The organism is Streptomyces sp. NPDC002467, from assembly GCF_042889825.1.
GTDB lineage: Bacteria > Actinomycetota > Actinomycetes > Streptomycetales > Streptomycetaceae > Streptomyces.
This window is the reverse complement of sequence record NZ_JBIARJ010000003.1, coordinates 541,624-562,520: the sequence shown is the minus strand read 5'-3', so window position 1 is coordinate 562,520 and position 20,897 is coordinate 541,624. Positions and strand designations below refer to the sequence as shown.

Annotated in this window: 20 protein-coding genes and 2 pseudogenes; 8 read left to right on the top strand and 14 right to left on the bottom strand. The window is 71.8% G+C overall.

Annotated elements, in window-relative coordinates; genetic code table 11:
- Positions 1–23 precede the first annotated feature (23 nt).
- From ACFYYJ_RS09170 to ACFYYJ_RS09140, 7 genes are all read right to left on the bottom strand, one after another.
- Entirely contained in the window at positions 24–524 is a 501-nt protein-coding gene (locus ACFYYJ_RS09170; protein ID WP_389130241.1) for an NAD(P)/FAD-dependent oxidoreductase, read from the bottom strand.
- Positions 525–809: 285 nt separating this feature from the next.
- A complete protein-coding gene (locus ACFYYJ_RS09165; protein ID WP_389130238.1) occupies positions 810–989 on the bottom strand; it encodes a DUF6480 family protein in 180 nt (59 codons plus the stop codon).
- Positions 990–1,011: 22 nt separating this feature from the next.
- A complete protein-coding gene (locus ACFYYJ_RS09160) occupies positions 1,012–1,740 on the bottom strand; it encodes an SDR family NAD(P)-dependent oxidoreductase (RefSeq protein ID WP_389130236.1) in 729 nt (242 codons plus the stop codon).
- Positions 1,741–1,747: 7 nt separating this feature from the next.
- Positions 1,748–2,287 carry a DUF4383 domain-containing protein gene (locus ACFYYJ_RS09155; protein ID WP_389130233.1) on the bottom strand — a complete coding sequence of 180 codons (540 nt, stop codon included), beginning with the start codon at positions 2,285–2,287 and terminating at the stop codon, positions 1,748–1,750.
- Between the two features lie 188 nt (positions 2,288–2,475).
- A complete protein-coding gene (locus tag ACFYYJ_RS09150; RefSeq protein ID WP_385363317.1) occupies positions 2,476–2,973 on the bottom strand; it encodes a DUF427 domain-containing protein in 498 nt (165 codons plus the stop codon).
- An 18-nt stretch (positions 2,974–2,991) separates the two neighbouring features.
- Positions 2,992–4,524 carry an SDR family oxidoreductase gene (locus tag ACFYYJ_RS09145; RefSeq protein WP_389130229.1) on the bottom strand — a complete coding sequence of 511 codons (1,533 nt, stop codon included), beginning with the start codon at positions 4,522–4,524 and terminating at the stop codon, positions 2,992–2,994.
- Between the two features lie 137 nt (positions 4,525–4,661).
- On the bottom strand, positions 4,662–6,161 hold the full coding sequence (locus tag ACFYYJ_RS09140; RefSeq protein WP_389130226.1) for a cryptochrome/photolyase family protein: 1,500 nt from the start codon (positions 6,159–6,161) through the stop codon (positions 4,662–4,664).
- 172 nt (positions 6,162–6,333) lie between these two features.
- Between ACFYYJ_RS09140 and ACFYYJ_RS09135 the strand changes: the two are divergent.
- The 3 genes and pseudogenes from ACFYYJ_RS09135 to ACFYYJ_RS09125 form a co-directional block, all read left to right on the top strand.
- A pseudogene (locus ACFYYJ_RS09135) lies at positions 6,334–6,513 on the top strand (MerR family DNA-binding transcriptional regulator); the annotation flags it as partial.
- 255 nt (positions 6,514–6,768) lie between these two features.
- Entirely contained in the window at positions 6,769–7,440 is a 672-nt protein-coding gene (locus ACFYYJ_RS09130) for a B12-binding domain-containing protein (protein ID WP_389130514.1), read from the top strand.
- A 61-nt stretch (positions 7,441–7,501) separates the two neighbouring features.
- Positions 7,502–7,759, top strand: coding sequence for a hypothetical protein (locus ACFYYJ_RS09125; protein ID WP_385127243.1), 258 nt, complete (start codon positions 7,502–7,504; stop codon positions 7,757–7,759).
- Between the two features lie 88 nt (positions 7,760–7,847).
- Here ACFYYJ_RS09125 and ACFYYJ_RS09120 read toward each other — a convergent pair whose 3' ends face one another.
- The 3 genes from ACFYYJ_RS09120 to ACFYYJ_RS09110 are packed head-to-tail and all read right to left on the bottom strand — an operon-like array spanning position 7,848 to position 11,361.
- Positions 7,848–9,404: an FAD-dependent oxidoreductase gene (locus tag ACFYYJ_RS09120; RefSeq protein ID WP_389130222.1), complete on the bottom strand. Its 1,557-nt coding sequence runs from the start codon at positions 9,402–9,404 to the stop codon at positions 7,848–7,850.
- Entirely contained in the window at positions 9,401–10,120 is a 720-nt protein-coding gene (locus ACFYYJ_RS09115; RefSeq protein ID WP_389130219.1) for a class I SAM-dependent methyltransferase, read from the bottom strand. Before ACFYYJ_RS09115 ends, ACFYYJ_RS09120 begins: the two co-directional genes overlap by 4 nt.
- A gap of 38 nt (positions 10,121–10,158) precedes the next feature.
- The gene (locus ACFYYJ_RS09110) at positions 10,159–11,361 is read right to left on the bottom strand and encodes a lycopene cyclase family protein (RefSeq protein ID WP_389130216.1); all 1,203 of its coding nucleotides are present in this window, start codon (positions 11,359–11,361) and stop codon (positions 10,159–10,161) included.
- Positions 11,362–11,565: 204 nt separating this feature from the next.
- On the opposite strand from ACFYYJ_RS09110, the gene ACFYYJ_RS09105 reads away from it, so the two are divergent.
- The 4 genes from ACFYYJ_RS09105 to ACFYYJ_RS09090 are packed head-to-tail and all read left to right on the top strand — an operon-like array spanning position 11,566 to position 16,440.
- A complete protein-coding gene (locus ACFYYJ_RS09105) occupies positions 11,566–12,900 on the top strand; it encodes a polyprenyl synthetase family protein (RefSeq protein ID WP_389130214.1) in 1,335 nt (444 codons plus the stop codon).
- Positions 12,897–14,417 carry a phytoene desaturase family protein gene (crtI, locus tag ACFYYJ_RS09100; protein WP_389130211.1) on the top strand — a complete coding sequence of 507 codons (1,521 nt, stop codon included), beginning with the start codon at positions 12,897–12,899 and terminating at the stop codon, positions 14,415–14,417. Before ACFYYJ_RS09105 ends, crtI begins: the two co-directional genes overlap by 4 nt.
- Entirely contained in the window at positions 14,414–15,421 is a 1,008-nt protein-coding gene (locus tag ACFYYJ_RS09095) for a phytoene/squalene synthase family protein (protein ID WP_389130209.1), read from the top strand. Before crtI ends, ACFYYJ_RS09095 begins: the two co-directional genes overlap by 4 nt.
- Positions 15,418–16,440, top strand: a complete 1,023-nt coding sequence (locus tag ACFYYJ_RS09090) for a DUF5914 domain-containing protein (protein ID WP_385127257.1) — start codon at positions 15,418–15,420, stop codon at positions 16,438–16,440. The genes ACFYYJ_RS09095 and ACFYYJ_RS09090 overlap by 4 nt, the downstream gene beginning before the upstream one ends.
- An 892-nt stretch (positions 16,441–17,332) precedes the next feature.
- Here the strand turns inward: ACFYYJ_RS09090 and ACFYYJ_RS09085 are convergent.
- The 3 genes from ACFYYJ_RS09085 to ACFYYJ_RS09075 all read right to left on the bottom strand — a co-directional run bounded on the left by ACFYYJ_RS09085 (position 17,333) and on the right by ACFYYJ_RS09075 (position 19,707).
- On the bottom strand, positions 17,333–17,869 hold the full coding sequence (locus ACFYYJ_RS09085) for an RICIN domain-containing protein (protein ID WP_389130206.1): 537 nt from the start codon (positions 17,867–17,869) through the stop codon (positions 17,333–17,335).
- 641 nt (positions 17,870–18,510) lie between these two features.
- On the bottom strand, positions 18,511–18,693 hold the full coding sequence (gene dmpI / locus ACFYYJ_RS09080; RefSeq protein WP_042811709.1) for a 4-oxalocrotonate tautomerase DmpI: 183 nt from the start codon (positions 18,691–18,693) through the stop codon (positions 18,511–18,513).
- Positions 18,694–18,807: 114 nt separating this feature from the next.
- Complete coding sequence (locus tag ACFYYJ_RS09075) at positions 18,808–19,707, bottom strand: LysR substrate-binding domain-containing protein (protein ID WP_389130202.1); 900 nt, start codon at positions 19,705–19,707, stop codon at positions 18,808–18,810.
- A 347-nt stretch (positions 19,708–20,054) separates the two neighbouring features.
- On the opposite strand from ACFYYJ_RS09075, the pseudogene ACFYYJ_RS09070 reads away from it, so the two are divergent.
- A pseudogene (locus tag ACFYYJ_RS09070) lies at positions 20,055–20,435 on the top strand (transposase); the annotation flags it as partial.
- A gap of 39 nt (positions 20,436–20,474) precedes the next feature.
- Here ACFYYJ_RS09070 and ACFYYJ_RS09065 read toward each other — a convergent pair.
- Complete coding sequence (locus ACFYYJ_RS09065; RefSeq protein ID WP_389130538.1) at positions 20,475–20,810, bottom strand: hypothetical protein; 336 nt, start codon at positions 20,808–20,810, stop codon at positions 20,475–20,477.
- Positions 20,811–20,897 lie beyond the last annotated feature (87 nt).

The window sequence follows — 20,897 nt, the reverse complement described above, 5'->3', positions numbered from 1 at the left end:
GCGGTCCCCAGCCGGATCGCGGCTCAGGCCAGCAGGTTGACGGCGTGCCGGAACAGGCCGGGGAAGCGTGCCGCGGTGGGGGTGATCAGAGGCGCCAGCCGGGGTTGGTTCCGCGCCCACAACAGGGACCTCGTCAGCGTCCGGTAGCCGCGGGACAGTCGGCACCACGCCCGTTCGTATTCCTGCGGGCGGTCGGCGCTCAAGCAGCGCACCAGTTCGGCGGCTCCGAGCAACGCGAGGCTGAGTCCCTCGCCGGTCAGGGCGTCGACGTATCCCGCGGCGTCGCCCACGAAGAGGACGCGGCCGGCCACCCGGCAGCGTGCGTGCTGGCGGAGGGGTCCGGCGCCCCGGACGGGTGTCCGGCGGGCCGTCGAGAGCCGGGACTCCAGCACCGGGAAACGGGACAGCTGGGCGTCGTAGGGCAGTTGCTCGGACGTCAGGATGGCGATGCCGACCTGCCGCGGGCCCAGTGGCGTGACGTACGCCTCGCAGCCGACCAGTGCACCTCCACCAGGTCGCTCCACGGCTCGACCGCGTAGTGGCGCCGCAATCCGTACCGGGGCGGCTGACGCCTGGGGTCCGGCCGAACGGCCAGGCCGGGCCGGGCCGTGGCCAGACCCGCCGAGATGGGTGCGGGGGCTTCTGGACGGCCTGGCCCCGGGCCGATTCTCGCCGCCCGTTGTTGCCGCAGGCGGCCGTACGGCAGCACCACGGGTGGCCGGGTCGCCCGCGCCGGCGGCCCGCTCAGGATCGGCACCGGGGGACCCGGCTCCCCACGGTTCGTCACCGCTCGCTGCCACAATTGCCCCTCACCTGCCCAGGATGCGGACGATGAAGAAAGCGGCCACCATCACGGCCCCGAGGGCGATGAGGACGAGGAAGACCGAGGGATGCTCCCACATCCCCCCGTCGGGGCGTTCCGGATGAGCGGATCCCGTCGAGCCTTCCGCCTCCGGAGTTTCTTCGGGCGGTACCTTCGGTGTGGACATGATTTCTCCCATGAACGTGCCGTCAGTCAGGTGAAGGGGCCCAGGGCTTGGATGGCCGGCGCTGAGGCGCGGGTGCCGTCCGTCCCCGGGCGGGGCCGTCGAGATGCCCGAGCAGGTCACCGAGGAGGTCTCGTACACACGTGGCGGGATCCGTTCCCCGTTGCAGGGGCGGCGGGCTGCCGACCACGGCTCTGGAAGCAAAACCGGTGTCCATGTGAGGAAGCCGGGCATCCATCACGGCGACACGCCACGTGCGGACCTCTCGCGCCAGGACGCCCAGCCAGCAGGCCAACGCGGCTTTCGACGCGGCGTAGTCCGCGGTCCCGGTCAGCGGGGTGTTGACGATCGCCCCGGTCACGGCTGCGAGGAAGCCGCCGTCGCGGACGACGGGTACGGCGCCTCTGAGTACGGCCATGGGGCACAGGGCATTGACGGTCATGAGGTGTTCGGCGGCCGCGTTCGGCACGGTGGCGGCCGGCCCGAAGCCCGCGACCCCGATGGTGACGAGGACGCCGTCGAGACCGCCGAGCGCGGAGAGCGCCCACGGCCCCGAAGCGGTGCAGGTGTCGAGATCGTAGGCGTCGAGCACGCGGGTCGGGCAGCCCGTGGTGGCGGCCAGGTCGGCGAGGCCCCCGCGGTCACGCCCGGCGAGGGCCAGGCGGACGCCGCGACCGAGGAACTCGTGCACGGCGAGCCGGCCCAGTTCGCCCGTCGCCCCCACCACCAGCACCCGTGCCGCCTTGTCGGCCATGACGACCTCAGCGCTCCGGCAACTCAGCCCGCGGGCGGTCCGCGGCACCGACCTGGGGGTAGGAGGCAGCCGGCTCACGCGCGGCCTGCTCGGGGTGGCGCCGACGCCAGTACGGGTTGTCGTGAGGCAGTCCGCCGCTGACACGGCCGTACATCCCGAACGTCATGACCAGGAGCCCCATCAGGAAACTGAACACGACGTTGGACAAACCGAAGTCCAGGATGTTGCCCCGACGCCCGATGAGGAACAAGTGGACGAAGCCACTGGCCACGAAGATCACTCCGACGGCCGTGTTGACCGTCGAGGCGAGGTTTCCCCCGATTGCCGCGCCGGCCATCAGGAGGAGTCCGAAGAGCACCGAGATCGTGCTCAGCAATCCGTTGGTGGACAGGCCGGCGATGCGCTGTCCATCCGTGCTGAACGCGTCCAGGCCGCCGGCGAAACCGAGGCTGCCGAAGACGAGGAGGATGAGCCCGCACAGGCCGGCGCCGAACCGGTAGACACGGCTGAGGGGGTGGTCCACGGGCAATTCGTCTGTCAGGCGCATGGGCACTCCAGGAGGATCACGTCGTCACGTCCCGAGAAATCCAGGATGACCAGTGCCGCCGGAGGAGAAAACTCGCAATGTTCTTGCACCGATTCTCCCGCCATGACAAGTCGCGTAGACGGTGTCGCACTCGGTGTCTTGTTGCCCCGGCGGAGACGGACCCGTGAGGACGACGAACCCGGCCCCGCTCACCAACCGGCAGTGCCCGTACCGCCTTTGAAAGGCCCCAGGATTTCGTCGGTGATCCAGCCGCCGTAGAAGTCACCGGGCTGGGCCTTCACGCGCTCGCCTCCGACCGTGCAGAGATCCACCCGACCCGCGTAGAACGCGAAGTGGCGGGCGATGCTCCGGTATCCCGGCGAGGGGTCCTCATAGCTCCAGGCGACGTCGTGCACCGTGTGGCCGTTCATGACCAGCGTCCAGTACGTGGCCACCCCCTTCCACTCGCAGACGGTCACCCGATGCCCACGCGACAGCAGATCGGTGCGCACGTCGCCGTGCGGCACGTAGTAGACGGGCGGATGGCTCGTTTCCAGGACGCGCCGGCAGGACCAGGAGTCGGCCAGCACCACTCCCCGGTGCACGATCACCACGTGCCGTGCATCCGGCTCCACACGTGGTGGTCGCGGATACTCCCAGACCGATTCCGTCGGCAGCCGCCCGTGCGCGCGCCGAGAGTCGCTCATCGCGTCGCCTCCACCATGTCAGCCGGGTTCCCCGGGGCCCGCGCCGCCGTCGTCAGCGAGGTGTTCCGCGGCTCGGGTGATGTTGCGGGCCATGCCGCCGAAGACCACGGCGTGGAAGGGGGACACGGTCCACCAGTAGAGGTGGCCGAACAGGCCGCGCGGGTGGAACAGGGCCCGCTGGCGGTAGCGGGAACCCGTGCCGTCCGGGTCGACATACATTTCGAGCCAGGCGAGACCGGGCAGGCGCATCTCCGCGCGCAGCCTCAGCAGGCGGCCCGGTTCGATCTCCTCCACCCGCCAGAAGTCCAGGGAGTCGCCGACCCGCAGTCGGGTGGCGTCGCGGCGGCCGCGGCGGATGCCGGCGCCGCCGACCAGCCGGTCGAGCCAGCCGCGTACCGCCCAGGCGAGCGGAGCGGAGTACCAGCCGTTCTCGCCGCCGATGCCCTCGACGATGCGCCACAGCTCGCGGGGGCCCGCGGAGGTGTCCCGGGACCGGTGGTCGGCGTAGAGGCTGCCGCCCGCCCAGTCGGGGTCGGTGGGCAGCGGATCGCTGGGCGCGCCCGGCAGTGAGGCGTTGGACCAGCGGGTGGCGACGTTGGCCTCGCGGACCCGTTGCAGGGCCAGTTCCAGGGAGCGGTCGAAGCAGATGGGGTATCCCGGCGCGTCGGGTACGTACCTCGTGATGTCGCGGTCGCGGCAGACCACCTCGTGTCGCAGTGACTCGGCCAGGGGCCTGGCCAGCGCCCTGGGGACCGGGGTGACCAGGCCGATCCACAGGCTGGACAGCCGCGGGGTGAGCATCGGGACCCGCAGGATCAGCCGTGGCGGCAGCTCGGCGACCTCGGCGTAGCGGCGCATCATCTGTTCGTAGGTCATGACGTCCGGCCCGCCGATGTCGAAGGTGCGGTTGACCTCTGCGGGCATGCGGGCGCTGCCGACGAGGTAGCGCAGGACGTCCCGGACCGCGATCGGCTGGACGCGGGTACCGACCCAGCTCGGGGTGACCATGGCCGGGAGCCGTTCGGTGAGGTACCGCAGCATTTCGAAAGAGGCGGAGCCCGAGCCGATGACGACGGCGGCGCGCAGCACCGTGGCGGGGACGGGCCCGTCCAGGAAGATCTCGCCGACCTCGGCACGGGAGCGCAGGTGTGGGGAGAGGGCCTGGGCGGGCTCGTCGGCCGGGACGAGGCCGCCGAGGTAGACGATGCGGCGGACGCCTGCGACCTGGGCGGCCTCGGCGAAGGTGCGCGCCGCGTCACGGTCGCGTTCCTCGAAGCGCGGGCCGGTGTTGAGGGAGTGGACGAGGTAGTACGCGACGTCGATGCCCTCCAGGGCGGCGGCGGTGCCGGCCGCGTCGGTGACGTCCCCGCGGACCGTTTCGACCCGGCCGGCCCAGGGGTGGCCGCGCAGCCTTTCGGGTGAGCGGGCCAGGCAGCGGACCCGATGGCCGACGTCCAGGAGCTCGGGCACCAGGCGGCCGCCGATGTACCCGCTCGCACCGGTGACCAGGCAGGACAGCGGCACCTGGGGCTCTTGCGGCGTGGTGTCCACGGCAGCCTCCGTTCCCGTGGCCGCACTGGACGGTCTGCGGCCGACGCCTTTCCTTCAGGATCACCCGGTTCGCGCGGATATTCCGGTCGGAGGCCACGTGCGGGGCCCGCTGACGCATACCGGCGTCCCTTCCGCTGTCAGGGTGGGCTCCCGCCCTGACGTCGGCCGGCGCGCAGCACCTGTTCGATGTCCTGGAGGCGGTCCAGCCCCGTTACGGCCCTTGCGGTGCGGGGGTTGGCGGCCAGCCGGGTGCGGTGGCGGTGGACGAAGGACCAGTAGCCGGTGGTGTAGGGGCAGGCCCGGTCGCCCGTACGGTCGGCGGGCCGGTAGGCGCACCCTTCGCACAGGTCGCTCATGCGGTGGATGTAGGCCCCCGCGCTGGTGTAGGGCTTGGTGGTCATCATGCCGCCGTCGGCGTACTGGGACATGCCGATGACGTTGGGGAGCATCACCCAGTCGTAGCCGTCGACGAAGCAGCGGTGGAACCAGTCGGTCACGGCACGCGGATCCCAGCCTCGCTGGAGCGCGTAGCTGCCCAGGAGCATGAGCCGGGGGATGTGGTGGGTCCACCCCGTGTCGCGGACCTGCGCGAGGACCGTGGAGAGGCAGCGTGCGGCCACGGCGTCGGCGTCGAGTTCGAGGAACCACTCGGGCAGGGGTGCACGGTGCCCCAGGGCGTTGCGGTGGCGGTACTCCTCGCCGAAGTACCAGTACGCGTGCCACACGTACTCGCGCCAGCCCGCGACCTGCCGCACGAAGCCCTCCGCGCTCTGGACGGGTACCCGTCCGGCGCGCCAGGCGCCCTCGGCGGCGGCAACCACCTCGGCCGGATCGAGCAGTCCCAGGTTGAGGGAGGAGGACAGCAGGCTGTGGCTCATCACGGGGTCGCCGGCGAGCACGGCGTCCTCGTGCGGACCGAAGCCGGCCAGCCGGTGGTCGACGAACCGGTGCAGCGCGGCCAGTGCCTCGCGGCGCGAGGCGGGGAAGGCGCGCGGCCCGTCGCGGCCGACGAAGCGGATGCCCTCGTCCCGCTCCCACCGGTCGAGGTCAGCCCGTACCTCCTCGTCGATGTCGCTCTCACGGGGCCGGTACGGTGCGGGAGCGCCGAGGGTGCGCAGGCCCGATGGAGGCGGCTCCTGGTTCGCCTGGTCGTGGTTCCAGCGCCCGCCGGCGGGCCGGTCTCCGTCCATGAGGAGGTCGAGTTCGCGGCGCATCCACCGGTAGAAGTCCTCGTGCCTCAGCCGCTCGCGCCCGCCGGCCCAGGAACGGAAGGCCGCCCCGGGCAGGAGGAAGCCGCGCGCGGGGAGCACCCGTACCCCGTCCATCGAGGCGACCAGGTCGTACGCGGCCCGCGACGTGGGGTGGTGGACGGTGACCGGAGCACCGCCGACGGCCTGGCGCAGACCCTCCGTGTAGGTCTCGGCGCGCACGTAGCAGGCACGGTCCCCGAGTTCGGCGGCACGGTGGCGCATGGCGGAGAGCACCAGGTGGGCCTTGGCACGGTGGAAGCGGCGGCGGCGGAACACCGAACGGGCCTCGATCATCACCACCGGCGCGCCTGCGGCCGGGCCCGGCTCGCCTGGAGTCAGGAAGTGAGGACCGAGCTGGTCTCCGAACAGCCAGTGCCACGCAGTCATCGCATCCCCTCGCCCAGCTCGACGAACGCTCGCACTACCTATACAGCCGCTCGCTCCCGGTGCGCGGTATCAGCACGGCGTTGGAGTCGCGTCCCCGTCGGGGCGCATCCGTACCCCGCGCCTACGGAGAACACATGGACGTGACACGTGTCCTGCACCGGTGGAGGCGAAGATGGAAGGGAACGGGGGCCGCGGCCCCGGGGCCGGCGTGACGACCGGGGGCCTCGCGCGGGAGCTCGGCATCTCCCCCACCACGTTGCGTTCCTGGGACCGTCGCTACGGATTGGGACCTGCGACGAGGGTCGAGGGACGTCACCGGCGATGGACGGCCCCGGACGTCGCGATGGTCCGGGAAATGTGCCGTCTGACGGCTGAAGGCGTGCCCCCGGCCGAGGCGGCCCGCGCCGCGAAGGCTCACGCCGCAGAGGTCCACGCGTCCGGACCGGGGCCGGTCACGGCGCCCCTCCATCGGGCACGGATCGAGCCGTCGAACGGTGGGGACGATCCTCTCGGAGAGGCACCGCCGCCAGGGGACCCGCGGCGGCGCGGCCGGGGGCTCGCCCGGGCCGCGGTACGCATGGACGCCGAGGCCGTGCACAAGCAGATCATGGCCTCCATCGAAACGTACGGCCTGATCGCCGCGTGGGACGACGTGCTGATGCCGACCCTGCGATACGTGGGGCGCAAATGGGAGTCGTCCGAGGACCGGTACGTGGAGGTGGAACACATGCTGTCCTGGCACATCTCCGCAGCCCTGCGATACGTCTACGCAGACTCCATGACGCGCTGCAGACCGCAGGACGCACGCCCGGTCCTGCTGGCATGCCTGCCGGGCGAGCAGCACACCCTTCCTCTGGAGGCGCTCACCGCCGCCTTGAGGGATCGCGGCCAACGCGTCCTGATGCTGGGCGGATCGGTGCCGGTCGAAGCCCTGGAGGGTTCCGTGCGCCGAGTCGCTCCGGCGGCCGTCGGTCTGTGGTCGCAATCCCGGAACACCGCCGACCTTCCGATGGCGCGTCACCTCGCGGCACTTCGCTGGGGGATGCGCGGCGCCCGGACCCGCAGCCACGTCCTGCTGTGCGGCCCGGGATGGGGGCTGCGTCCGGACCCGGAACTCCTGCGGCCGCACGGGTTGGGGGACGCTGTGAGGATCATGCTCTGCGCCAACCGCCCGGCCGGAGAAGCACTTCCCGAAGGAGAACGGACGCCGCGTTCCGCGCGAACCGAACCCACAGGCGCATCCGAACGCGGTACCAGGAGCGAAGAGGTCATCGCATGACATCCCCCATGCGGCTTCGCGATCGCATGGGGATGCGACTCTCCCTCTCAGAGGAGTGATCATGATCGTCAAGAAGCTGCACGAGGTCGGGGTCACGAGCGAACACGCCTATCTGGCCGCCACCGCGTCGATCGGGCTGTCCCTCGCGTCCTGGCTCACCTCCAGCAGGAACGAGGGCCTGGAGCGCGCCGATCGGTGGGGCATCTTCGTCGGGGAATGGGCCCCCACGTTCTTCGGCCTGGGTCTCGCTCTGGCGCACTACGAGGAGCGGGACCGGGTCCGCGGCAGCGGGTCCACGGGCGAAGGCCACGAGATGTGACCTCGGCCGCGCTTGCGGCCACTTCGTGGACCGAAGCGGTGGCTCGACGGCCCGTCCGGACGACCGGACGGGCCGGCGGGCAGATGGTTCAGCGATTCGCCCAGGCCGCCGCCTTCCGCAGTACGGCGGCACGGCCGCGCTCCGGCACCGTCCACAAGGTCTGCCCGCAGAGGCCCCAGCGTTCGAGCAGTGCGTTGGCGGCCTGGAAGCCGGTCGTGGCCGCCCGTTCCATCAGGGCGACAGGAAGGTCCGTGCGTACGGCATCGCCCGCGACCACCAGGCCGGGATCGGAGGTACGGACGGTGGGGCGGTCGACGTAGCCGCCCACCGGGAACAGCGGGCAGTCCTCGCGCCATTCGTGACGGACGTCGACCACCGTCGCGGCGCGGGTCTCCGGGTACACGCGGTGCAACTGTTCGACGAGTCTCCGCTCCTCGGCGGTGCGCTGCGCACGCGGGTCGACGGCGTAGGCGTGGAGTTCCACGACGGATCCCCCGGCGCGTGCCGCCCAGCGGGCGGCCTCGTCCTCCCACCGGTTCAGCACGCTGATGTTGTCGAGGCCGCCGAAGCCGCTCGTTCCGAGGAACCCGGGCCGGTCGGGGGCGACGGGCCGGTCGAGCCAGAGCCGGGTGACCAGGAAGGGCGGAGCGCAGCGCAGCCGCGCCACGCGCTCCCGCCAGGCGGGGTCGCCCAGCGCCTGCGAACGGGCGACCAGGGACCGCAGGCCGGTGGCGTCGAGGGCGAGGACCACTGCGTCGTGTTGGCGCTCTTCGCGGTCTGCGGCCACTGCGAACCCTCCGCCATGGGCGGGCTCGACGTGCTCGACCGTGCTCCCGGTACGCACCTCGGCGCCATGCCGCTCCAGGTATCCGGCCAGGGGATCCCACAGCGCGGCCGGGTAGGGCGAGCGCGGCACATCGAACGGCAGGCCCTCGGCAGAGCCCAGGAAGTAGATGTGGAACATCAGCGCCATCTCGGCCGCCGACAGCTGCCGCGGGTCGGCGAAGAAGCTCCGGGAGAAGACTTCGAAGGCCAGGTGGCGGGCCCGTGCCGGGAATCGGATGGCCTCCAGGAAGTCGTAGGCGCTGACGTCGTCGAGCCGCTGGTACACGTCGGGCACGCGGACATCGAGGAGGGGCAGGGCCTTGGCCGGGTCCATGGCGCGCAGATCCCGCAGCCGGAAGGACGGGCTCAGCGCGACGAAGCCGAGCGCACTCCACGGCGGGGTGCGCGGCACGTGCCGGAAGCCGTCGCGCAGCCCGTCGGCGTGCAGCAGCGGATAGTCGGGCAGTCCGTGCAGGCGGGCCAGGGCCGGGTCCGTACGGCGCAGCAGGCCGCGCAGGTTGTAGTACTGCCGGAAGAAGGCGTGGAAGCCGCGGCTCATCGTGACGGTGCTGCCGTCGCGCAAGCGGGTCGGCCAACCGCCCGCGCGGCCGCCGAGGTAGGGCTGACGTTCGTACAGCGTCACCTGCACGCCCCGTTCGGCCAGCGCGGTGGCTGCGGCGAGGCCGGCAATCCCTCCGCCGATCACCGCTGCCGTGGGCCTGTCCTCTGCGTACCGGGCTCCCGGGTGGGCGTGCAGGACGCGTGCCCGCCGGTCCCTGCCGCGGCGTGCGGCGGGTTGCCGGCGCACGGGGCCGGTCATCGGTGGTCTTCCGGTCGAGCGGCCACGAAGGTGTGGGCGATGCCCGTCTGCCAGCCCGGCAGTGGCAGGGCTCGGACCTTGTCGAACCCGGCTCCGCGGAGGCGTGCGGCGAACCGGTCGGCCGGATCGAAGCGGACGACGCTGCGCCATAGGTGGCGGTACAGGGGCCCGTCCCCCAGCAGGGTCGCGACGGGCTGCACGATGCCGCGGCACACGAGCGTCCACACGGCGCGGTCGGTGCGGCGGCCGCTGAGACTGTACTCGTGCACCGCGAGCCGGCCACCGGGCCGCAAGACCGCGCGGACTGTACCGAGGACGGCGTCGGGATCGGTGACGTTGCGGAAGAGGTAGGCGGCGAACACCGCGTCGAACGGGCCGTGGACGTGAGCGCCCGCCAGATGCTCGGCCGGGGCGTGGACGAAGCGTACGCCGCCCGCCCACGGCTTGGCGGCGGCCCGCGCCAGCATGCCCGCCGAGGCGTCCACAGCCGTGATGTCGGCAGCCGGGAGAACGGTCCGGAGCGCGGCCGTCGAGGCGCCGGTGCCGCAACCGAGGTCCAGTACCCGCATCCCCTCCCCGTGTCCGGGCAGCCCGAGGCGGCGCACGGAGCGCCGCAGGTGCGCGTGATAGCCGGGATTCGCGGCCACCAGCGCGTCGTAACTGCGGGACGCATGGTCGAACGCGGCGGCGAGGTCCTCGTCGCGCAGCAGGGTCATACAGGTCTCCAAGGACGGGGGAACGGGGAACGGAGGGGTCAGGCGAAGGGACGGCGCTGCAGACGGGGCAGCTCCAGAGCGGTGCGCAGCATGGGGCCCACCGGGGCGTGGCGGCCGACCGCCAGGTCCTCCAGGAGGCTCGTGGGCCCGTCGAGGAAGCGCAGCAGGCGGTCTGCCGCGACGCGGGCGAACAGCCGACAGAAGAGGTCGGGGCCGTCGACCCGGCCGCTGTCCAGGGCGCGCAGGAGTACCGCGTCCATGGTGCGGGCACGCACCGAGTGGGCCGCGGGAGGCACCGGGCGTCGGCCCCGCCGCAGCGCGGCGGCCACTGCCCGTGTCTGACGCTGGATTCCGGCGAAGGTGTACCCGGTGGACGGGCGGGTCGCACCGCCTGCGGCCCCGATCCGGAACACCGACGCGCCGACCCGTCGCGGTATGGGGGCATCCGTCATGGGGATCAGACCCGTCTCGGTCGCGACAATGTCAAGGTCACCGAGGGCCAGGACGTCCTCGACGTAGCGCCGCAGCGCCGCCTCATATCCGCTTGCCGTCAGCACCCGCGGTGAGAATTGCGTGTACTCCACGAGGGCTTCGCACGGGCCGGTGGGCAGGACGTAGCCGAATGAGAGCCCGTCGCGAGGCTGTGCCGTCCGGAAGTCCATCAGGTCGGCCGTACCGCAGTCGAAGGCGGGCCGAGCCGTGCGGACGAACCAGCCGTGGAAGTGCTGCAGCAGGGTGGTACGGGCAGCCGGAATGCTGCCCAGGGGCCGCGAGTCGAACACCCAGCGGACCCGCAGGTCCCGGGGGCGGCCGTCGGCAGGGGACATCTGCACGCGTGCGCCGCCCAGGACCTCCTCCACAGTGTCCACGGTCGCCTCGACGCGCCGGACGTTGGGGCTGCGCGCGAGGTCCTGGGCGACCAGGTCTTCGAAGTCATCGGAGCGGATCATCTTGTAGCGCAGCGGTGCGATGTCCCGCTCGACCGCGGGGCCGGCGGGCGGCCGTACACGAAGGTGGCGCCACTGGGATCGCACCGCCGCATCGAAGCGGCCGCGGCCCGACTCCCAGAAGCACCAGGTGCGCGGGCCGGGGCGCAGCGGGCCGGGCGGTGCGTCGATGAGGAACACCGAGGGGGTTCGGGCCCCTGATGGGTGCCCGCTCAAGCGGTGGGCCAGTGACAGCCCGGCTGCTCCCGCTCCGATGACTGCCACGTCCGCCTTCAGCACGGCTGGTGCCTCCATCCCGAGTCCTCGTGTGCGTATCGGGACTGTTTTCCCTCGGTAGTGCGGGATCGGATGCGGTCTTTGCTTCAGTCACCCGGTCAGCCGCGTCTGGAAGAAGGCATTACTCCATTTTTCGGGCATTGGCTTCTCACCGCATCCGTATCGAGGGAAGAAGCCGAAGACCCGTTCACAGCGATCGACACCACCATGGGAGGAACCGGGATGCGCCCGACGCAGGCGAAGGACCACCCCGCGGCCGAGCCGTCGCACGGCCCCTGTCCGGCGGCTCCCGCGGGTTCCTCACCATGGCGGAGCCTGTCGATCCAGGCATCCACCGGAACCCCGCCGGGTTCCGAGGGCCCGCACGGCGACGTCCTCCCGGCATTCCGGCCCGGCGCCGTCGACGCGGACGTGCACACCGCGATCGGGAACGTGCTGGAGCGGGTGCTGGCCGACCGGCTCACCCGGGCCGGTGCCGTGGACGCGGTGTTCGCCCGTGAACTGGGCGAGCGTGTCGCACGTTTCACCAAGGAGGGCGGCAGACGTCTCCGGTCGCAGCTCGTCTGGTGGTCGATGCGGGCCTGCGGCGGGGACGATGGGGCGACCGCCGCGGCAGCGCTGCGCATAGGGGCGGCGATCGAGCTGCTCCAGTCCTGCGCCCTGGTCCACGACGACGTGATGGACGGCGCGACGCTACGACGCGGCCGACCGGCCCTGCACGCCGACGTGCGGGAACGGTACAGCCGTGCCGCCTCGCCCGACCGCGCCGCCCGTTTCGGTGTGGCCGCCGCGATCCTGGCCGGGGACCTGGCACTCGCGTGGGCGGACGACGTGGTGGCGGAGACGGCGCTCGACGCGAGGACAGCGGCCTCGGTGCGCCGGCTGTGGAGCGACATGCGCACCGAGATGGTGGCGGGCCAGTTCCTCGACCTCCGGGGTCAGCTGACCGGGACGCGCTCCCAGGTGGAGGCGCTGCGCGCAGCACACCTCAAGAGCGCGCTGTACTCGGTCGAACGGCCCCTCGCCTTGGGCGCGGTGGTCGCGAACGCGGACGCCCGGACGATACGCGCGCTGAGCTCGACGGGACGCTGCGTAGGCATGGCCTTCCAATTGCGCGACGACCTCGACGACCTCTTCGGCGACCCTCTGCAGACCGGCAAGAGCTGTGGCGGGGACATCCGCGAGGGAAAGCCGACCTATCTGGCAGCGCTCGCGATGGCAAGGGCCGAGGCCACGGGCGACCGGCCGGCCCAAGCGGTCCTCGAACGAGCCCTCGGCGACGAGAACCTGACCCCCGCCGGCCTCGACGAGGTGCGGGAGGTGCTGGTCCGGACGGGTGCCCGGCAGGCCGTCGAGACCAAGATCGCTCACCTGGCGGCCGAAGGGCTGCGCCACTTCGACGACGCTGCGTTCACGGCCGAGGCGAAGGGCCGCCTGCGCAGTCTGCTCACCGCGGCAACGGCTCCCCGCACCGTGGACGGCCCGCCCGCCCGCTCACGTCCGACGCCCCCTGCGGCCCCGGTGGGCCTCGTCACGCCGAAGGAGGCACAACAGTGACTCGTACGCTGAGCGGCCGCACGGACCACGTGGTGATCGTCGGGGCGGGCCTGGCCGGCCTGTCGGCAGCTCTGCACCTGCTGGGCGCGGGGCGCCGGGTCACCGTCGTCGAACGGGACGCCCTGCCCGGCGGCCGGGCAGGGCGCCTGCTCCTGAACGGCTACCGCATCGACACCGGTCCGACCGTGCTGACCATGCCCGACCTTGCCGACGAAGCCTTCGCGGCGGTCGGCGACAGCTTGGAACAGCGGGTGGAGCTGATCCCCCTGCACCCCGCCTACCGGGCGTCGTTCGCGGACGGCAGCACCCTGGACGTGCACACCGACGGCGAGGCGATGGCCGCGGCGGTCGAGCGGTTCGCCGGAACCGGTGAGGCGGCGGGCTACCGGCGGTTGCGCGGCTGGCTGGAACAGCTGTACCGGGTCCAGATGCGCCGTTTCATCGACGCGAACTTCGACTCCCCCCTCAACCTGCTCACCGGTGACCTCGCCCGGCTGGCGGCGCTCGGCGGCTTCGGGAGGCTGGAGCGGCGCATCGGCGGCTTCCTGAAGGACGAGCGGCTGCAGCGGGTCTTCTCCTTCCAGGCCCTGTACGCGGGCGTGCCACCTGCGAGGGCCCTCGCCGCCTACGCCGTCATCGCCTACATGGACACGGTCGCCGGCGTGTATTTCCCGCGCGGCGGCATGCATGCCCTGCCCCAGGCCATGGCGGACGCGGCAGCCGACGCGGGCGCCGAGCTGCGGTTCGGCGAGCCGGTGACCCGGCTGGAACGCTCCGGCGAGCGGATCACGGCCGTCGTCACCGGGTACGACCGCATCCCCTGCGACGCCGTCGTCCTCACGCCGGACCTTCCCGTCGCCTACCGGCTCCTCGGCCGTCGGCCCCGCAGGCCGGTGCGGCTGCGCCACTCCCCCTCCGCCGTCGTGCTGCACGCGGGGACGGAACGCACCTGGCCCCAGCTGGCCCACCACACGATCTCGTTCGGTGCCGCCTGGCGGACCACGTTCGACGAACTCACCCGGCAGGGACGGCTGATGAGCGATCCGTCCCTTCTCATCACCCGGCCCACGGCCACCGACCCGACTCTCGCCCCACCCGGGCGACACCTCCACTACATCCTCGCTCCCTGTCCCAACACGGAGATCGGGCCCGACGGCGCCGCATGGGGCGAGCTCGGCCCGCGCTACCGGGACGACCTGCTGCGCGAGCTGGAACGGCGCGGCCTGGGCGGAATCGAGGCGGCCATCGAAGACGAATCGCTCGTCACTCCGGCGGACTGGCTGAACCAAGGTCACGCCGCGGGCACCCCCTTCTCCGCAGCCCACACGTTCCTGCAGACGGGACCCTTCCGGCCCCGCAATCTGGTCCGGGGCACCCAGAACGCCGTCCTGGCCGGCTGTGGCACCACCCCTGGCGTCGGCGTACCCACCACCATGGTGTCGGGAAAGCTCGCGGCAGCCCGGATCACGGGCGGCACGCGGCGCTCCACCCGCCGCACCGAAGGGGCGGCCCGATGACCCGACGCGAACTCGACGCGGCAGGCATCACCGACCCGGTGCTGCGAGCGGCGTACCACCTGTGCCGCGAGCTCAACGCGACGCACGGCAAGACGTACTTCCTCGCCACCCGCCTGCTGCCGGCCGAACGCAGGCCGGCTGTGCACGCGCTGTACGGGTTCGCCCGGTGGGCCGACGACATCGTCGACTCGACGGACCCCGCGGACGACGGGCTGCGCGGTGCACGGCTGACCTCACTCCAGCGGCAGCTGGAAGAGGGGTGGCAGCAGGGCGGCGACGGCGAACCGGTAGTCGCGGCCCTCGCCGACACCGCACGCCGTTACGCCATCGATCACCGCCACTTCCGGGACTTCATGACCGCGATGCGCTCCGATCTGGTGGTGACGGACTACCCCTCCTACGCCGATCTGCTCGGCTACGTGCACGGCTCGGCCGCCGTGATCGGTCTGCAGATGCTGCCGGTACTGGGCACGGTGGTGCCGCGCGAGGAGGCCGAGCCGCACGCGGCAGCCCTCGGCATCGCCTTCCAGCTCACCAACTTCCTGCGGGACGTCGGCGAAGACCTCGACCGCGGGCGCGTGTACCTGCCGGCCGACCTGCTGGCCGCGCACGGTGTCGACCGCGAACTGTTGCGCCGCTGCCGGGAAGCGGGCAGGCAGGATCGCCGTGTGCGATCCGCTCTGCGGGAGTTCGAGGCACTCACCCGCCGCGTCTACCGGGAGGCGCAGCCCGGCCTCGCCATGCTCGATCCGGTGTCCCGGCCCTGCATCCGCACCGCGTACACCCTGTACGGGAACATCCTCGACGCCGTCGCCCGGGACGGTCATGCCGCGCTGCACCGCCGAGCCGTGGTGCCGCGCCGCAGGCGCGCGACGGTCGCGACGGGCGGTCTGGTCCGGGTGGTGGCAGCCAGACTGCGCCACCGCGGCCGACCCCGGCCGGTGCACACGCCGCCGCGCTCGACGGCGCCCGCAGCACCAGCCGCCTCCGAGGAGGTCATGTGAATCCCGAGCCGAATCCCGAGCCGTCCCGGCGCCGTGCCCGCCTGCCCTTCGCACTGCGCCGCAGGCCCGTCCCGTGGGACCGGCAGCGGCCGACCTGGCGCGATGCCAGGCCGACTCTCATCGCGGAAGCGTTGAAGCGGGCGCAGGCCCGCCCGTCCGGGAACTGGTACGTGGTGGGGGCGTCCGCCGCTCTGGGGGGCGACCGCCCCCTGGCCCGTGACGTATCGGGCCGCGAAGTGGTCGTCTGGCGCGGCACGGACGGGCGGTTGCACGCCGGCCCCGGCGTCTGTCCGCACCTCGGGGCACCGCTGGCGGACAGTCCCGTCCGGTGCGGAACCCTGGTGTGCCACTGGCACGGACTCGCCCTCGACGGAACCCCGTTCGCGGGCTGGGAGCCGCTGCCCGCCTTCGACGACGGCGTGCTCCTCTGGGTACGGCTCGACGAGATCGGCGCAGAGGAGCCGCTGGACGCCCCGGCAGTACCGGCGCGGCCGGACCTCGCTCGCGGGGTGACGGCGGTGTACGAGGGGACAGGGCTGTGTGAACCCGAGGACGTCGTGGCCAACCGTCTGGATCCGTGGCACGGGGCCTGGTTCCACCCGTACTCGTTCGTCGACCTGACGGTCGTCGACTCGCCCGGTGGGGACGAGACCGCGGACCGCTTCGCCGTCGACGTCTCCTTCAAAGTGGCCGGACGACTGGTGGTGCCGGTGAGGGCGGTCTTCACCGCTCCAGGACCACGCACCGTCGTCATGCACATCACGGAAGGGGAAGGCGCGGGCTCGGTGGTGGAGACTCACGCGACCCCTCTCGGGCCGGACGAGCGGGGCCGTCCGCGCACGGCCGTGACCGAGGCCGTGGTGGCCGCCTCCGACCGGCCGGGGTTCGCGTTCGCCCGCAAGGCCGCCCCGATCCTGCGCCCCGTGATGCGCGCCGCGGCGGCCCGGCTCTGGCGGGACGACCTGGCATACGCCGAACGTCGCTGGCACTTGCGCTCGACGGGCAGATTCCCTGGATGAACCGGCTCGGCCCATCCAGGGGAAGATCACTCCCTGCGTCCGGGGCCCCGGGGGCCACGCCCGGGCCGGCCTGCCCGCCGCACCCGTCTCTACCCGATCCAGATGACGTCCAGGTCGGACAGGTCGGACAGGTCGAACAGGTCGGACAGGTGCCAGGGAAAGCGATTGTCTACGTAGACGACGGAGAGCTGCCGGCTCCTCACCCGGCTCGGCGACGAGTGGGCCGCGACCGAGGCGCAGGACCAGGCTCTCGCCGAGCTCCTCGCGACCCTGCCCCGCTTCGCCACCCACCTGGAGCTCCACCGCGAGTTGATGCTTGCCCGCTCCCGGCGACAAGGCCGGGGGCATCGCGCACGCCACCACCGCGATGGACGCCCTGCCACCCGAAAAGCACAGCCTGACCGTGCGGATGCTCATCAACGAGATCCGGGCCTGACCCGGCGCCCGGCACACCCGAGGGTGCGCCGGGGCCCTCGCACCAGACAGCAGATACGCTCTTGCGCCCTGCCGTGCGCGAGCCGCACGCAGCGCAGGCCTCCGCCCGCATGCCACGCCAGCACGGGGGTGACCTCGCCGCCATGCTCGTCGCACGACAGGACCGGGTCCAAGCCGCCGCAGTCGTGTCCCGAACGGCCTGCTGCGCAGGCCTGGATGACCTCGTTTCACGGGGTCGTGGCGTTCGGCCCGTTGGGCGGCTCCGCTCCGCTCCCCCGCCCGTCGACGCCGACCTCGCCGACCCAGTCCGAGCTCGCACCAACCACTTCGCAAGACGTCGCCCCGCCGAGCAGCAGCTCGACAGGGCGACGTAGCGGGCACGACCCTCAATGAACCCAACAGCGTCCCGTCGTTGGGCGCGTGAGAGGGAAGCCCGAGAGGTAGTGGGTGTGGCGGGTCAGCTGGTAATCGAAGGGTAGGAGACGATGTCCTCTTCGACGCTGTGGGAGCAGGGGTACAGGCGCGCCTCAGCGCCCTGGTAGAGGCCGCCCCATGAGTTGATGCAGTTGGCGGAGGCGACGCGCGGCTGAAGCTGCCGGCCGTTGCCCGCATAGACGAAGTTGAACTGGGTGTCGCCTGCGGAGCCACTGGCGCAGGGGTAGAGGCGCATGTGGTTGCCGGTGACATCGCCGCCCTCCCAGTTGTTCACGCACAGGAGGCGGCCCTGGGGGTCGTAGGTTTGGGATGCCTGGATCTCGAAGTGGGTGGCATCCTTCGTCCGCAACCACCACTGCTGAGCGGAAGTGCCGTTGCAGCCCCAGATCTGGACCTTCTGACCGACAACGAAGTTGCCGCCGGAAACGTCAAGACAGAAACCGCCGTTGAACCGGATCTCCCCCGCGGCGTATCCGGCGTGAGCGGTTCCGGCGCCGAGCGTGATGGCGAGCAGCGGAGCCGCGGCGACAGCGGCGATCTTGGCTATGCGGGTGCGCAAGTGACTTCCCCCTATGATCAACATCCACAAATTTTGATGTTGATCATAGGGGGAAGTCACCGCCGAGCCGGCCAGGCCCCTGATGCACACGCCCCAGTGGCACGCGTCACACTCGCAGCGGAGCCCGGCCTCAACGCCCTCTGGGGCGACGCTGGGTGAAGACTTCAAGGTCCCTGTGAAGCCGCACCTCGGCAGTAGACGTCATGCCCGCACACTCCCTCAGACACGATCACGGACGACGTCATCCCTACCCACCCGCTGCTCCACCCCTGCACCTCACCACCGCACCCCCGCCAGCGGAGCACAAATGCTCCAGACACCCCCTGATCGCAAGCCCGGCTGTCGAGGATCAGTGAAACTGCGCAGTACTCAACCAACCTGCGCAACCAGGCCCCGAGCTCAAGACTCCGCAGGTCAGACGCCGGGCATCCCCGGACACTACGCAGATCCAGTGAGCGAACACAGCCGCCAACCCGCTCAGTCGACCTGCACAGCGCCAGGTCAGAAGCATGACGACTGCTCACATTCACTGACCAGCGACACGATCTGCGGTTGCGGGGGTGATTGACCACGAGGGGGCGGGAGGGAGCACCAAGCGGATCTGGTGAAGTCGGTTGCGTTGTGGGGCGTCCGCGCGGCCGCTACCGGTCGGCGGTGAGCTTGCCCGCGGCGGCCCAGCTGTCGGCGGGGACCTCGTGGATCCAGACCTGGACGGTCTCGGCGGGCAGCTGCAGGGTGTCCACGAAGGCATCGGTGATCCGTGCGACCAGCTCGCGCTTGAGCTCGATGCTGCGGGGGCCCTGCTGGACGGTGACGATCGGCATGGTCTGCTCCTCAAAGTGGTTGCGCTGTCCGGCTCCTGATGTCCGGTCTGCGCTCTGAGAACAGTCCACCGCAGAGCCCGGCGGCGAACCAGACGAGCTTCGCTCTGGCAGCGATCACGATTCGTGATCGTGCGCGGCCCGCCCCCGGCAGGCCGCGACCAGCAGCTCCGGGTGCGGCACGGTGCGGCGCACCCCGAGCGCCAGCGGCAGGGCCAGCACCTGGTCCCGCAGCGGCCGGAAGGCGATCCTCGGATGGCTGGTCAGGCGGGCGTTGGCCGCGTAGACCACCGTCCACATCGGGGCACCGGTGCCGATCGCGGCGAGCGTGTCCTGCAGGGTGCTGGACGCCGGGCCGGGGACGGGCTGGAAGCCGGCCCGGTGGCAGGCGGTGAGCACCAGGTCGACCAGCGCCGGATGGTTGCGGCGTTCGGTGAGCCGCAGCGGCAGTTCGGCGAGGTCCGCCAGATCGAGCTCTGAACGCTCAGCGAGCGGGTGGCGGGCGGGCAGCGCGACCATCAACTCGTCGGCCGTCAGCGGCAGGAAGCGCACGTCGTCGGTGCCCGCGGGAATCTCGCCGCGGACGAAGGCCGCGTCAAGGCGGCCGTCCGCGAGCCTGGCGAGCCGCTCCAGCACCGGGGCCGAGTGCAGTTCGACGCGGACCTCGGGCGCGTGCCTTTGGTAGGCGTCGAGGATCCGGTCGAGCCGCTCGCCGAGCCCGGTGATGGTACCGAGCCCGAACGCCCGGGCGCCGGGAGCCGCCAGTTCGGCGGCCAGCGCCGCGGCGGCGCGCTCGGCGGCCAGCACCTCCCGGGCGGCCGGCAGGAACCGTTCGCCGGCCGCGGTGAGCCGGACGTACCGCGGCGAGCGGTCGAACAGCTCCACCTTCAACTCCCGCTCCAGCCGGCGCACCTGCTGGCTCACCGCCGGCTGGCCGAGCATCAACCGGTCGGCGGCCCGTCCGAAGTGCAACTCCTCCGCGACGGCGACGAAGCACCGCAACTGGCGCAGCTCCACGTGATCCCCCAGTTCCGGTCCCTGTCCTGATCTGCGGCGGCCTGCGAAGGCCCCCTGGCAGCGTACGGCCGGGCCGGCCCGCTCCCACCACCCGGGGACGCCCCAGCCGCACGGGAGGCCCGGCCGAGGCGGACGCGAAGGGCCTGATCACATGGGAGGTCAACGTCGACTCCACCGTCTGCCGAGCCCACCAGCACGCCGCCGGGGCCGCGAAAAGGGGGACCTCGAAAAGGAGCCGCCCGGCGGAGTCACCGTCGAGCCGGCCGACCACGGACTCGGACGCTCCCGCGGCGGCCTGACCACCAAATCCACCTGGCGGTCGAGCAGGGCCAGAAGCATTGTCCGTTGTGATCACGGCCGGGCAACGAGGCGATTCCCCGCAGTTCGAGCCGGTGCTGGAAGCGATCCGGGTGCCTCGGATCGGGCTCGGCAGGCCGCGCAAACGCCCGGACCGCGTCCGGGCCGACAAGGCCTACGACTCCCGTAGCAACCGCTCCTACCTACGTAGACGCGGCATCAAAGCCACCATCCCCGTGCCCGCGGACCGGGTCCCCAACCGGCACAAGCGCGGTTCGCTCGGTGGCCGGCCGCCGAAGTTCGACAAGGACGACTACAAGCGGCGGCACGCGGTCGAGTGCGGGATTAACCGACTCAAGAGACACCGTGCGGTCGCCACGAGGTACGACAAGCTCGCCGTCCGCTACGAGGCGACGGTGCTGGTCGCAGCCATTAATGAATGGCTGCGACCAGCACCGTCGCAACAGACCCTAGGCCAACCAAGTCAGGAGGACGAGCAGGGCGAACAGGGCGGCGCTCGCCAGCAGGAGGAGGAGAATGGTGCCCCACTCCCGGATCCGGAGCTGTCTGCGCTCAGCGCGGGACAGCGGCGGGATGGTCGCGGTGCCCGCGCGGACCTTCGCGGCCAGCGCACGGACCACCTCGGCCGGGTACTTGTCCACCTTCTGCGTGCCTTGGAAGCCGCCATGGCCCGTGACCCGGTACGGACGCAGCGCCTTCTCCAGGGCGTCCCGCGAGGTCCCCCTGGGGAAGAGCTTCCGCACCTCGTACATATCGAGAAATCGACGCTCCGGCGTATCCGTCACGGTGTCCCCCTCCGGCGTACGGACCGCCATCGTGGGTAGGGCCCGGACCGCCGGTCAAGGCCGCGGGATGACCTCCGCAGGCGGTCG